Raw genomic sequence first — 13,750 nt, forward strand, 5'->3', positions numbered from 1 at the left:
CGACCAACATCGGAAAATCCCGCTCCGGCAGGCAATCGCCGTACCACGACGACTTCAACGACCCACCCCGGGAAAAGAAATCGATCAACGGCATCTCCAATGTCATCTCCGGCGTCGGCACCCCGACGAGGACAACCGTCCCGGCGAGATCGCGGGCGTAGAACGCCTGCTTCCACGTCTCCGGGCGACCGACGGCATCGATGACCACATCCGCCCCGAACCCACCCGTCAGCTCCTGGATGGCCTCGACCGCATCGACCTGCGAGGCATCGACAGTGTGCGTGGCACCGAGTTCGAGAGCCCAGTCGAGTTTTCCCTTGTCACGGTCGACGGCGATGATCGTCGACGCCCCCGCCAACCGGGCTCCGGCGATCGCGGCATCGCCGACACCGCCGCACCCGATCACCGCCACCGAATCCCCGCGCGAGACGTTCCCGGTGTTCATCGCCGCCCCCAACCCGGCCATCACCCCGCAGCCGAGCAACCCCACCACCGCCGGATCGGAGTCCGGGTCGACCTTGGTGCACTGGCCTTCGTGGACGAGGGTCTTGTCGGCGAACGCCCCGATCCCCAACGCCGGAGAGAGTTCGGTGCCGTCGGCGAGAGTCATCTTCTGCGACGCATTGTGGGTGTCGAAGCAGTACCAGGGGGTGCCTTTCTTGCAGGCTCGGCATTCCCCGCACACCGCACGCCAGTTCAACACCACGAAATCACCGACCTCGACATGAGTGACAGCGTCACCGATGGCCTCGACGGTGCCTGCGGCTTCGTGGCCGAGCAGGAACGGGAACTCGTCGTTGATGCCGCCCTCGCGGTAATGCAAATCGGTATGACACACCCCGCACGCGGCGATGGTGACCACGACATCGTTCGGGCCGGGATCGGGAATGGTGATCGTCTCGATCGAGACGGGCTCACCCTTCGCCTTGGCGACGACGGCATGAACGGTTTGTGACACAAGCACTCCTGGGGTCAGGTGATGTACGGAGGACGATTCACTCGCCGAGCCAGAGCCTGCGGCGGCACACCTCGAGCAACGCTGACATCGTGTCGCGGTCGAGGGTCGATTCTGTGTCGGGTTCGCGAAGCACTGCGGCGAGCCTGGTGAAGTATTCGGTCGGGCTGATTCCGAACCCGACCAGAATGTCCTCGGCCGGCCCGCCGCCGTAGGGCATCCACCGGGTCGCGAAGTCGATCATGCGCTTCGTTTCCGGGCAGCCGAGAGTCGACGCGAGGGTTTCGGTGGTCGTCCTCAACGGTGTTCCCTTCGTCGATGAATCCGATGTCCAGGTTGTCGTCCTACCGCGAGAAAAGAACCACGCACAACGGCTAGCAATCACTGGCCGAACGGACATCACACGACGCCGCTCCGAGCACTAGGATGCGCACGTGAGCAGCTCTGCCCCGTCGACCCCCGCCAGGTCCGAACCGACCGACTCGCTCGCCGCGCTTCGGGATGTCCTGACCGGTCCGCTGGTCGAGATAGCTGCTCGTTTTTCGTGGTGGTCGTCGCAGCGGTATCCGCACTCGGCGATGATCATTTTCACCAGGGAATGCACCGGCCGTCCGAGAAAAGTCAGTGGCGACGAGTCGATGACGAGCCGCGTGACGATCAAGGAGCTCGACGACCTCAAACAGTCGGTGCAGCAGAGTGGGCGCCGAGCTCTGGACGGCCCGGGGCGCCTGGCCGGTGCACAGCGACGTCTCGCGACGCAACTCGACGACACCACCGACACCCTGCTGGTCCTGGTGCCCAAATCGGCTGCGCCGCAGTTCGATCCGGATTCCGATGTTGGCGTTGCCTTCGGAATCGTAGCCACCTCCATCCGCCATCAGGTGGTACAGGCGAGTCCTGCGTATCTCGCCGAATCCCTGGCGGCCTCGAGCGAGCGTGCTCGGGTGATCTCGGAGATGGTCGACGCCCACGTCGATACCCTCACGTCCGTGCTGTCCACGCTGCGCTCGAAGGACCTCGATGACGCGCGAGCACGCGCAACCGCCAGCGATACCGCGTCGGCGGCACTGATCGAGCTTCGCTCCATCGAAGAAGCCAACCGTGAGCTGGGGCAGGAAGCAGTGACCACCGCCTTCGCCAGGCTGCAGGGGGAGCTCGCCACTGTGTTGGACCAGTCCTCGATCGACGTCGAATACGTCGCTCCCCCAGTCGACGGAAGACCGGTCCCCGGCGAGATCGCACGCGCGGCGCGAGCCGTGGTTCGGACCGTCGTACTCGCCTACGTGGCTCAGCCGGATGTTCGACGGGTACGTATCGCGTGGGATTGCGACGGAACCAACCTGCTGCTCGAAGTCCGCAACGACGGCCTGCACGCCTGCGACACCGAGACTCTGACCCAACAGCTCTCCGGACGCGTGCACACCCTCCGGGGATCGATCTCATTCGAATCCACCGCTGGGTGGGGATCACGCGTGAGCATCGCGATTCCTCTCGACCCGCCTCCCGCACGAGCCGACGAACAACTTCTCGCCGGCCTCAACCGTCGCGAGAGAGAAGTTCTCGGCTACCTCGCATACGGCAAGCGCAACAAGGACATTGCCGCGAGCCTCAACATCGGCGAGAGCACGGTGAAGTTCCACGTCGCAAGCATTCTGAAGAAACTCGAGGTCAAGACCCGCGGTGAAGCGGGTGCCGTGGGCATGAAGGCCGGAATCCGAGCATCGTGACGCGTTCGACCACTCGGGTGAACGACGACCCGTCTCGGCGTGGTCCGACCCAGCGTCGGCGCATCGGCATTCTGCTCTTCGACCAGGTCAAGATGCTCGACTTCGTCGGCCCGGCCGAGGTCTTCCTCGAAGCGAACCAGCGAGTCGACGGCTACGACATCGTCTTCCTCTCGATCGACGGCGGTGACGTGGTGACCTCGATGGGAATGACGGTGTCGGTGAACGCCGCCGTCGCCGACAGCGGCGACTTCGACACCCTCATCGTTCCCGGTAGCGAATCGGCTCCGGCCGTCTTCGAGGACCCGGCGTTGCTCGACGCGGTGGCGCTGCTCGCGCCCCGAGCGCGGCGGGTGGCGTCCATCTGCAGTGGGGCGTTCGCGCTGGCGGGATCCGGTCTGCTCGACGGCCGGAGTGCGACCACTCACTGGAAGTTCACGTCGGCTCTGGCGGAACGCTTTCCCGACACGCGTGTCCAACCGGATTCGATCTTCGTTCGCGACGGCGACATCTACACCTCGGCCGGGGTCGCTGCCGGAATCGATCTGGCGTTGGCGTTGGTCGAAAGTGATCACGGTGCCCCGATAGCCAGAACGGTCGCGCAACTACTGCTGGTGTACATGCAGCGCTCCGGCGGCCAGTCGCAGTATTCGGTGTCGCTGAAAGGTCCGCCGCCGCGGACCCAGGTCTCTCGCGCTATCACCGACTACATCCATGCCGACCCGACACGACCCGCGAACCTGAGCGCTCTCGCGGCACACGCCAATGTCAGTGTGCGACATCTCAATCGCATCGTGCGCGAGGAACTGGGCACGACGCCTCTCGATTACGTGACCGCGATGCGTCTCGATATCGCGGTAGCCGCACTCGAGTCCGGCTATTCCGTGGCCCGGGCCGCTGCCGACGCAGGATTCGGCACGCCCGCTGCTTTTCGGCGTGCGTTCGTCACCAAGTTCGGGGTGACACCGTCGGATTACCAGAGAAAGTTCCGCACGACCGATCCAGCCCAGTGATAGTCGGCCCCAACGCTTTCGTTCACCTCGGGAGGATCGAACACCGCCGGTCGAAGGTGGCCCTGGCAGGGTTACCGGACCGGCAACCGCCTGGATCTATGGTCGAATCATGCACAACGTGGAGGCGCTCGAGTCCTGGGCGTATTCGCCTGCGGTACTGCTGGATCGGCATCTGACCGTCGAATCGTCCACGATGCTCGCTCGTGCGGTGTCGCCGAGCTTCGCCGAGGGGGTCAATCTGGCCGTGTTCACATTCGTCGACGCCGGTTCGCTCTGCGGCGATCGAGACGATCCCGCCGCCGACCCGCCTGCCGGGTGGGAATCGTCGGCGGATCAGGTGGTCGCCATGCTTCGTGAGTCGTTGGATCGGCACGAGCCAGACGACTCCTTTCGCCGCATCGTCGGCGAACTGTCCACCCGTAGTTCGGCATTCGCGCAGAAGTGGGCCGGTGAGACCAGCGCGAGAAAAACCGGAACCATGACGATCGAACATGCCGTCGTCGGTCCGTTGATGCTCGACTACCTGTTGATGCCTGCCGCCGAGGACCACGTACTGATGGTGCTGCGGCCCCGAACAGCACAGTCGAGGGCAGCTCTACGTCAACTGGCCGACGCGGTCCGATCGTCCGAATCGGACCGAGGAACAACGAACTGAGTGTCGCGGCTGGGGACTCCGGCAACCAGATGCCGGATCGCCGATGCCGACCGACTACCGGGATCGGCGAAGTAGATGGTGATGAACTGCCCACCCTCGCCGACGATCTCCAAAGTCTGCGAACGGAATTCGACCAGACCGAACGGCTCCACCGGGACGACGGAGATGCTCGACGACAACGGCCGTACGTCGTGCTTGGCCCACATCCTGCGAAAAGCGCGGCTCTCCACCGACAATCTGCCCACCAACTCCGTCAGTCGCGGGTGACCCGGTGCCGCGTGGAATCGCAGCGCCGACACCATTCGCTGCGCCGTGACGGCCCAATCCTCCGGCGAGGCGGCACTGTGCTCGTGCGCGAACACATCGAGCATCAGGTTGGTACCCACTTTCAGGCCCGGCGTCATCAGCGCAGCCGGACCGTTGAGCGCAAGCAGATCGTGATGGCGGTCGGTGATGTACGCCGGCGTGTGGACCCACTGCTCCAACACCCGGGCCGACGCCTCGGTCACTCGCGGCGGAAGCGCCTCGACCACGGCCGGGCCGGACTGCGCGCGCGCCACCCGGTGGAAGTACGCCCGCTCGTCCTCGTCCAAACGCAGAGCCCGACTCAGCGCAGCCAGAACCTGCTCGGAGGGTTGATGATTGCGCCCCTGCTCGAGCCTCAGGTAGTAGTCGGCGCTGATATCGGCGAGCCGGGCGATCTCTTCTCGTCTCAGTCCGCGCACTCGGCGGTTGCCGTCGCGCACCAGACCCACCTGCTCGGGTTGCAGCGATTCCCGGCGCACCCGAAGGAAGTCCGCAAGCAACGAGCGTTCGGCCATCGTCAGGACCTCCTGTCGACAACCATCATCTCCTACCCGCCGTCCCGAATCGAGTACGAATCCGGCCCACTGTCGACCGTTTCAGGACACGACAGCCCGAGACTTGCGCAGATCGATGGTCAACAGCACGAACGCCACCGCCGCGAGCACCGCAATCACGACGGCGAACACCACCCCCGCCGTCACCAGGCCCCATCCGGTCGCCACGGCTCCGGCCCCGATCACCGGTACCGAGATCGCGATGTACAACACGACGAAGAAGGTCGAGGTGACCTCTGCCCGACGGTGCGGAGGAAGCTCGGCACCGATCGTGGACATGCCGTTGGCGAATGTCATGCCCTGACCGACGCCGCAGAGCAGCGCCGCTACCACCAGAACGGCCAACGAGGTCAGCAGCAGCGACGCGGCCAGGAACACCAGACCGAGCAGCAGCAGCGCGCATCCCCACCGCTGCGCCGACGCGGGATCGGCTGCGCGCAAAGCAATCTGGGCTGTCGCCGACGCAGCGAAGACCGTGAACACCACCACCCCGGTGACGGCGTGATTGTCGACTCCCAACACACCGCCGATGAATCCCGGCGAGACGGCAGTGAACAGGCCAAGTACGGCGAACCCCGCGAATCCTCCGATCGAGGCGCGCACGAAGGTGCCGCGCACCTCCGGTGGAACGGACAGCCGCTGCATGTGCGGGCGTGCTCCGCCGTCCACCCGCACCGTCTCGGGTGCGAGGAACACCGCCACTGCTGCCGCAGCCAGCAGAACCATGTCGACGACGAACGTCAGACGCAACGGTTGCGGTAGGTACTCCGCGAGCACTCCGGCCACCAACGGTCCGAGGCCGAGGCCCCCGATGTTCGCTGCGGTAGCGATCGCGGATGCACGGTCACGCCATCGTTCGGGTACCAACTCGATCAACGTCACCGTCGCGGTACCGACGAAGATGCCGGCCGAGATTCCCGACAACACGCGCCCGATCACCAGGGCCGTCAGCGAGCCGGCGGTGACGAACACCACGGCGCTGATCAACCCGAATGCTATGGCCGCCAACAGCATCGGGCGTCGTCCCAACGAGTCGGACCAGCGGCCGAACGCCAACAGAGCTGCGAGCACACCGACGGCATACGCCGCGAACACGAGGGTGACGACGAAGACGGAGAAGTGGAACTCGACCTCGTAGAGCGCATAGAGCGGCGTCGGCATGGTGGTGCCCATCATCGCCACCACGAACGCGAACGCAACTCCGACGAATGCCGTCGCACTCGACACCGACATGCGGGGCGACGACATGCGGGGCGACGACTTTTCGTCCGATCGGGTCACGCTGATCTCCTGTTCTGCAAGGGCCGTCCGTCCTGTGCCGTCGACAAGGAGATCGAACCAGAGCCGGCGAGTACGTGCTCACTCACCGTCCGCCGCCCTCGTAACGAAGGAGTGCGTCCCGCAGCGCGGACCGCGTGGTGATCTGCAATTTGGGAAACACTCGGTACAGATGACCGCCGACAGTTCGAGCCGAGAGATACAGCTGTTCGCCGATCTCCTTGTTGGTCAGACCAGCGGCAGCAAGCGACGCGATGCGCAGTTCCTGCCCGGTCAACCCCGAGCCCGCATCACCCTCACGCGGGTGCGGGCCGGCTCCTGCAGCCCGTAGTTCGTCCTCGGCTCGGCGCAGCCACGTGCGTGCACCCAGTTCTGCGAACAGATCCGCGGCGTATCTCAACCGACCGCGGCTTTCGATCACCCGGTGGTGGCGGCGCAGCCACTCGCCGTAGACCAGCGCAACCCGCGGCGCATCGAAACACCATCCTGCGGTGCGTAGTTCATGCAGACTCGCCTCGAAGAGCGCCTCGGCTCCGGCCTCTGCCAGCATCGCTTCGACTGCAGTCAGCAGCGCACTGTGGCGGGCTCCCCAGAAATCGGGCCGGGTTCGGCGCAGTCGGTCGAGATACGTGCGCGCCTCGTCCGACCGCCGCAGCCGTACACAGGATTCGACGTAGTCAAGTATTTCGAGTGGTCCGTACGGAGTGATCGAACAGTGCTCCGCCGAGAGATCGCGGCGGCGCATCCGCTCGTAGGCGACGTCGAAGCGGCCCAGTGCCACCGATTCGGCTGCGGTACAACTCTTCTCACCACCAGCGACAGCTGCCACCGAGGATTTCAGCAGGCCCTCCTGCGCGTCGAAGAGGCCATCCGGCAGTCCCGAGGAGACGGCCTCGGTGAACGCAGAGAACTGTCCGCGAGCGGCGAGTGCGGCGAGGTGCCGCAGCCGGGTCAGAGACTCGGCGGCCGGAAACCCAGCTGCGTCAGCGTCCAGCACGTCCGATAGCCGACAACTGTCGTTCGGATCCCACAGCAGGGTGGGCAACGCCAGCTGCAGCAGTACCGGTTTCCACGGGTCTCCGGTGCGCAGCGAGGCTCGTACCGCGTCCAGCAGCGCCGGGCTGTCGAGTGCCCTCACGTGCACTCTCGAACCCGAGACGCCGAGAGACCGCGCGACGAGCACGTTGACCGAATCGAGATGCTGTTCGTATTTGACCGCCCATTGCAGGGCCTGCGCAACGAGTTCGCTGTCACCCGTCAGTGCGCTGTACGCCAGAACCGAACCGATCAACTGGTCGACGACGTCCGGGGCGACCGCATCCGGCAATCGATCGAGAGCCTGCACGACGACGCCGAACGCAGCACGGGGGTCGCCTCCCCGGGCAACGCCGGCAAAGGCCCGGGCCGGAACGGTCTCGGACAGGGCCGCATCGGGATGTCCCGACCGCATACGGTCCAAGATCGCTACCGCGAGATCGACGAAGCCGGCGAATGCCGCCATGGACGCCGCCCGCACCTCGAGGGCTCGCGCGCGTCCACGATCGGATTCGAGCGCTACTGCACGGCAGAGCAACGCCACCGCCCGGCGGTAGCGATGCTGCGACGCCAGGTCGTGCGCCCGCTCGTCGAGCGCAGCGACGAGGCGCGCGTCGGGCGCTCGGGCTGCGAGTGCTCGATGCACCAGACGCTCGTCGGGCGTCAGCCGTGTGTCGACAGCCGATTCGAGGTGAACGGAGATGCGCTCCTCGGCGGTCGAGGAGGCAAGAATCCACAGTTGTGCGACAGTGTCGCCATGTGGGTGGGCGGCCACGGAGTCGCCACCGTGCTCGCGAGAGACGATGTGTCGCAACGCATCGCCGAGAATTTGACGCCTGGACTCCTCGTCGAGCCCGGCGACCTCGAACGCGCCGATGTCGGCGAGAGTATCGGTGAGGTGGGCGCGGTCGAGCATCGCACCGCCGACGGATGGATCCCGGTGCCAGATCGGCGCAGCGCGAGCGAGTTCGGTCGCGACGAGGGGGTTCCCTCGCGACAACTCGATGATCGATTGTCGTTGCGCCACTGCCGTTTCCGTGCCGTTCAACAAATCGCGCACCGCGTCGTCGGGCAGGGGTCGCACACGATGGAAGGCGAACTCCCGCCACAACGGCGGCGGGACGGTGTCGACGGTCGTGGCGATACACCGGACATGCGGGCTACGTACCGCCGTCTTCACCGCACGAGCGAGTCGGTCGCGCGAGCCCGCGGGCAACAGATGCAGGTCGTCGATCACCAGCAGCGTCGGCGTCGCGTCGGCCGCCACCAGATCGCCCAACAGCCCCTCGTCGAGTAGTCCCTCGCCACGCGCCCCCGCGGGTGAGTACGCGAGGCACGGCAGATCCACCACCCGGAAACCCAGCGCTGTCGCCTCGTCCGCGATGGTGTTGGCAACCGTGGACTTGCCGATGCCTCGCGCACCCGAGATCACCAGGATCCGCCGGTTCTCCGGCGAAGCGGACAAACACGAGCGGCCCTCACGCAGCACTGCGTCGCGATCCGGTGATGTGGGCATTCGTCCAATATATTTTCACCCGTGTCTGCGCAAGGGTGTTGAATATGGCCCTGGCAGGGACACACTGAACCGGCCGACCACGACTGCGACGGAGGTGACCCGAGCGATGACCGAGAACGCCTCCTCCGGCCCTACCGATCACGGCGTCACCCGCCTCGTCGACTTCGAGCAGCGCGTCGACATCCGAATGTCCCTGTCACCGCTGCGTCGGGGCCGCGGCGATCCCACCTACGAGTCCACGCCGGACGGTGCCGTGTGGCGGACGTCGCGCATGATTTCCGGCCCGGTCACGTACCGATTGGTGCAGGCCTCACCGAGCAGCGTCATGGTGCGAGCCTGGGGACCCGGTGCCGACGAACTGCTCGACGCTGCCCCGGCTCTGCTCGGCCGGGACGACGACCCCTCGAGCTTCGCTCCCGAACACCCGATCCTGCGCGAGGCACACAGACAACTTCCGCACCTACGCCTCGGCCGGACCGGTCTGGTGCTCGAGGCCCTGATACCGGCGATCATCGAGCAACGCGTACACGGCATTTCGGCGTTCGGCTCGTGGCGGTACCTGGTGAGCAAGTTCGGCGACCCCGCACCGGGCCCGACACCGAAGACGATGTTCGTGTTTCCCACCGCCGACGTGTGGCGACGCATCCCGTCGTGGGACTACCACCGCGCCAACGTCGACCCGGCCCGGTCGAAGACCATCGTCCGTGCCGCGCGCGCAGCCGGACGTCTGGAGGAGGCGTCGACGATGACGCCCGAGGATGCGCAACGCAGGCTGCGCGCGATCCCGGGCGTCGGCATCTGGACCGCGGCCGAGACCGCTCAGCGCGCCCTGGGGGATCCCGACGCGTTGTCGGTGGGCGATTACCACCTGGCCGCGGTGGTGGGCTGGTCGCTGTTGGGTAGACCGATCGACGACGCGGAAATGGTCGAGTATCTGCAGCCCTTGGCACCACATCGACATCGCGCGATTCGGCTCCTGTATCTCAGCGGCAAGGCGACCAAGCCGAAATTCGGGCCACGGACCGCGCTGGTGGACCACACCTGGCACTGATCCCGGCCTACTCGTACAGTCGAGTTGTTCGCCGACCTAAGGAGTAGTTCGTGGTTGCTATCGGCACGTCCGATCTGGATATCTTTCCGCTTGCCCTCGGCGGGAACACCTTCGGCTGGACCAGCGACGAGGACACGTCCTTCGACATCCTGGACGCGTTCACCGCAGGAGGTGGCAATTTCGTCGACACGGCCGATTCGTACTCGGCATTCGCCGACGGCAACTCGGGCGGCGAATCCGAGACGATCATCGGCAAGTGGATGACAGCCCGCGGCAACCGCGACGACGTCGTTCTCGCGACCAAGGTGAGCCAGCATCCCGAGTTCCGCGGTCTGGCACCCGACAACATTCGGGCCGCAGCCGACGCATCCCTGTCCAGGCTGCAGACCGATCACATCGACGTCTACTACGCGCACTACGACGACGACAAGACGCCGTTGGTCGAGTCCCTGGCCGCGTTCGACGACCTGGTCCGGGCAGGCAAAGTTCGGCACGTCGCCATCTCGAACTACTCCCCCGCGCGGGTCCGCGAATGGCTGGGCCTGGCGAAAGACAACGGTTTTGCGGCACCGATCGCACTGCAACCGCACTACAACCTCGTTGCCCGTCGCGACTACGAGGGCGAACTGCAAGCCCTCGCCGTCGACAACGGCCTCGGGGTGTTTCCGTACTTCTCCCTCGCCGCCGGCTTCCTGACGGGTAAGTACCGCACCCGGGAGGATCTGGCCGGTACCCAGCGCGAGCGACTGACGACGGGCTACTTCTCCGATGCAGGCCTGGCTGTGGTGCAGGGCCTGCAAGAGATCGCCGACTCCCGCTCGGCCGAGCTGTCGAGTGTGGCTCTCGCCTGGTTGCTCGCTCGACCGGGCATCACCGCACCGATCGCGAGCGCGAGCTCACTCGCTCAGGTACCGGCTCTGCTCGACGCGCCGACACTGCGTCTGACCAGCCACGAGGTGGACACACTCACCGGACTGTCCGACGCGGTGGCATAGAACACGAAAGTTGTAGTCAGCAACGGGAACAGAATCAGCTCCCGCGCTGCTGACCTTCGGGTGGCCCCAGCATCGAACACATCCGTAACCAGCGCGCAGGTGACCGACACGCGCGAGAGCAGCACGTCGGCTCCCACAACCGAGCCGACGTCACGCGAGCGCCTCCGGGTGATCCTCGTACTCGGCGCGCTCATCGCCCTCGGTCCACTGACCATCGACATGTACCTGCCGGCGCTTCCTGCCATCGCCGAGGATCTGAACACCCCGTCGTCTGCAGTGCAGCTCACGCTCGCGGGTACGTTGGTCGGCCTCGCGCTCGGCCAGCTGGTCATCGGGCCGCTGTCGGACATCGTCGGCCGACGACTGCCCCTCATCGTGGGCACCGGAGTGCACATCCTGGCGTCGCTCGCCTGCATCGTTGCTCCCAACATCGCCGTACTCGGCGGCCTGCGTGTGATTCAGGGCCTCGGTGCCGCAGCTGCTGCCGTGGTCGCCATGGCCATCGTCCGAGATCTGTTCAGCGGGCGCGCCGCCGCGACCGTCCTGTCTCGCCTGATGCTCGTCATGGGCGTCGCTCCGGTTCTGGCACCGTCGCTCGGCGGTGCGGTACTTCTCGTCGGTTCCTGGCGGCTCGTGTTCGCCGCGTTGGCGATCATGGGCGTGGCGTTGATGACGCTGGCAATCGTGTCGCTGCGCGAGTCCCTGCCGCCCGAGCGTCGTCGGGCCAGTGGCGTCATGCCCGTTCTACGGACCTACCGATCGCTGCTGCGGGACACGCAGTTCGTCGTCCTCGTCATGGTCGCTGCCCTGGCCATGTCGGCACTCTTCGCGTACGTCGCCGGTTCGTCGTTCGTCCTGCAGGAGGAGTTCGGCCTCGACGAGCAACAATTCGCCATCGTCTTCGCGGCCGGTGCGATCTCTCTGATCGGCGCATCCCAGCTCAACGTCCTGCTGTTGGGACGCTTCGCACCGGTGCAGATCGTCCTGTCGGCGCTGTCCTTCGGCGTCGTCGCCGGCGCGATCATGGTCGTCCTGGCGGTCACCGAGGTCGGCGGCATGGCTGGGTTCGTCGTCCCGCTGTGGTTCGTACTCGGGGCCGTCGGGTTCGTCATGCCCAACGCGCCCGCGCTGGCGCTGTCCCGCCACGGTGAAGCGGCAGGCGGCGCAGCTGCACTACTCGGTGCCGCACAGTTCGGACTCGGGGCGATCGTCGCACCGATCGTCGGTGCACTGGGCAACGACGCGATCGCCGTCTCGACGACGATGGTCGCCACCTCGGCGGCAGCGCTGATCGCACTCGGGTCGGTGACCGTCCTGTCCGCACGTCGGTGACCTCACTCGCGTCATCGTGTGGGCCATGGCGGTCACCCCACTAGGGTGACCGCCATGGCCGAACGCGAGCGCGACCCGCAGGGCAAGCCCCTCAACGCCCGGCCGCGCGACGGCCTCGGCCGCCCGCTGGCCCGCGGCGGCACCGGAACACCCCGGGTTCCCGACGATCTCCGTCTTCCACCGGACGCCGCGCTCACCGAAGCGCAACGATTCTTGGACGCACGTATGCCGTTTCACGCCCACGAGGTACTCGAGGGCACGTGGAAGAGCTGCGTCCCGGACGAACGCGAGCTGTGGCAGGGCCTTGCACAACTGGCCGTCGGATTGACGCACCTGATGCGAGGAAACCGCGTAGGTGCCGCTTCGTTGCTTCGCCAAGGACACGACCGCCTGATCGGTTACGAGGTCGAGCCCCCACACCGGATCGACGTGACGGGTCTGCTCGGCTGGTCCGAGGACCTGCTCGAGGACCTGGAGACGGGAACGCTACCGACCTCACCAGGCGTTCCCGCACTGCGCCGGGCGGTGGAATCGGGATCGGACGGGGGCGTCCTGGCACACCGGCCGGACTCGAGCTAGCCTGAGGGAATTAGGTAAGGCTAGGACAATCTTCACCGGAAGTGGGGTTCCTCGGCGTGACCGTGTTCGCACCGCTGAAACTCGCCCATCGCGAGACGATCAGCCCAGCTCAGCTCGGACGTACCTTCTGCACCGAGGTCGCCGAACAGGTTCCCTATTGGGTCGCTGTCCTGACCCCGGCCGAACGTCCGCTGCAGGTCACGCCGTCTCCACTCCGTGAGCGCACCATGGTCACGCTGTCCGTTCCCACGAACACGCACCGGCTCGACGCTCGGCTGCTCGCCGCGCTCGGATCTGCGGTGTCCACGTGGCAGCGAGACAACCGCCGCGGCTCGTCGTCGGGCGTCCTGGTCGATATCGACGTCGACGACACCGGATTCGTCCATCCCGTCCGGCTCCCCGCCGTTCCGGTCGACGCCCTCACCGAATCCGCCCGCGCCTCGTACCTCGTCGACGACGTCTGCAGACGGCTGGACTCGGCACCTCACGGTGGCCGCGACTACCCGCTGACCCGGAACTACCCCGCGCTGGCCTGCCGCCCGGGAGCGCAGATTCTGTTCCGCCACGATGTATCCGAAGCCGACGCCGGCCATGGCGAGCCCAGCGGCTACGCCATCGACATCGCGATCGGCGAGACGGAATCAGGGCTCGTGTCGGCCCGAATCACCTGGTCCACCGGCATCGAGGGAATGGACGAACTGGTCCGGCTGTGGGCCGCAGCGACCACCGAGCTGACGGCAGTGCCCTCGTAACAGCC

At 66.2% G+C, this 13,750-nt stretch carries 13 protein-coding genes; 8 read left to right on the top strand and 5 right to left on the bottom strand.

Going from position 1 to position 13,750, the window contains the following annotated elements; all coding sequences use genetic code 11:
* Both CH268_RS01805 and CH268_RS01810 read right to left on the bottom strand, forming a co-directional pair.
* A partial coding sequence (locus tag CH268_RS01805) for an S-(hydroxymethyl)mycothiol dehydrogenase (RefSeq protein ID WP_094662216.1) occupies positions 1–958 on the bottom strand: 958 nt, incomplete at its 3' end.
* A gap of 37 nt (positions 959–995) precedes the next feature.
* Entirely contained in the window at positions 996–1,256 is a 261-nt protein-coding gene (locus CH268_RS01810; protein WP_230074136.1) for a DUF3263 domain-containing protein, read from the bottom strand.
* A 133-nt stretch (positions 1,257–1,389) separates the two neighbouring features.
* On the opposite strand from CH268_RS01810, the gene CH268_RS01815 reads away from it, so the two are divergent.
* From CH268_RS01815 to CH268_RS01825, 3 genes are all read left to right on the top strand, one after another.
* A complete protein-coding gene (locus CH268_RS01815) occupies positions 1,390–2,682 on the top strand; it encodes a LuxR C-terminal-related transcriptional regulator (protein WP_255182267.1) in 1,293 nt (430 codons plus the stop codon).
* A complete protein-coding gene (locus tag CH268_RS01820; protein WP_255182268.1) occupies positions 2,679–3,692 on the top strand; it encodes a GlxA family transcriptional regulator in 1,014 nt (337 codons plus the stop codon). Before CH268_RS01815 ends, CH268_RS01820 begins: the two co-directional genes overlap by 4 nt.
* 109 nt (positions 3,693–3,801) lie before the next feature.
* On the top strand, positions 3,802–4,347 hold the full coding sequence (locus CH268_RS01825; RefSeq protein WP_094621896.1) for an MmyB family transcriptional regulator: 546 nt from the start codon (positions 3,802–3,804) through the stop codon (positions 4,345–4,347).
* Here the strand turns inward: CH268_RS01825 and CH268_RS01830 are convergent.
* The 3 genes from CH268_RS01830 to CH268_RS01840 form a co-directional block, all read right to left on the bottom strand.
* Positions 4,293–5,168 (bottom strand): helix-turn-helix transcriptional regulator, encoded by an 876-nt coding sequence (locus CH268_RS01830; protein WP_094662218.1) that lies wholly within the window; start codon positions 5,166–5,168, stop codon positions 4,293–4,295. The two genes, CH268_RS01825 and CH268_RS01830, sit on opposite strands and share 55 nt — an antisense overlap.
* Before the next feature lie 81 nt (positions 5,169–5,249).
* Complete coding sequence (locus tag CH268_RS01835; RefSeq protein WP_255182269.1) at positions 5,250–6,488, bottom strand: MFS transporter; 1,239 nt, start codon at positions 6,486–6,488, stop codon at positions 5,250–5,252.
* Positions 6,489–6,570: 82 nt separating this feature from the next.
* The gene (locus tag CH268_RS01840; RefSeq protein ID WP_094662220.1) at positions 6,571–9,036 is read right to left on the bottom strand and encodes a LuxR C-terminal-related transcriptional regulator; all 2,466 of its coding nucleotides are present in this window, start codon (positions 9,034–9,036) and stop codon (positions 6,571–6,573) included.
* 106 nt (positions 9,037–9,142) lie between these two features.
* Between CH268_RS01840 and CH268_RS01845 the strand changes: the two genes are divergently transcribed.
* The 5 genes from CH268_RS01845 (at position 9,143) to CH268_RS01865 (ending at position 13,745) form a co-directional block, all read left to right on the top strand.
* Complete coding sequence (locus tag CH268_RS01845) at positions 9,143–10,087, top strand: DNA-3-methyladenine glycosylase family protein (protein ID WP_048318792.1); 945 nt, start codon at positions 9,143–9,145, stop codon at positions 10,085–10,087.
* A 50-nt stretch (positions 10,088–10,137) separates the two neighbouring features.
* Entirely contained in the window at positions 10,138–11,082 is a 945-nt protein-coding gene (locus CH268_RS01850) for an aldo/keto reductase (RefSeq protein WP_094662222.1), read from the top strand.
* A gap of 99 nt (positions 11,083–11,181) precedes the next feature.
* Positions 11,182–12,414 carry a multidrug effflux MFS transporter gene (locus tag CH268_RS01855; RefSeq protein ID WP_027495206.1) on the top strand — a complete coding sequence of 411 codons (1,233 nt, stop codon included), beginning with the start codon at positions 11,182–11,184 and terminating at the stop codon, positions 12,412–12,414.
* A gap of 54 nt (positions 12,415–12,468) precedes the next feature.
* A complete protein-coding gene (locus tag CH268_RS01860) occupies positions 12,469–12,993 on the top strand; it encodes a DUF309 domain-containing protein (protein WP_045841731.1) in 525 nt (174 codons plus the stop codon).
* A gap of 56 nt (positions 12,994–13,049) precedes the next feature.
* Positions 13,050–13,745 carry a hypothetical protein gene (locus CH268_RS01865; protein WP_141215075.1) on the top strand — a complete coding sequence of 232 codons (696 nt, stop codon included), beginning with the start codon at positions 13,050–13,052 and terminating at the stop codon, positions 13,743–13,745.
* Positions 13,746–13,750: the final 5 nt, after the last annotated feature.

This window comes from Rhodococcus sp. 06-1460-1B (assembly GCF_002258475.1).
GTDB lineage: Bacteria > Actinomycetota > Actinomycetes > Mycobacteriales > Mycobacteriaceae > Rhodococcoides > Rhodococcoides fascians.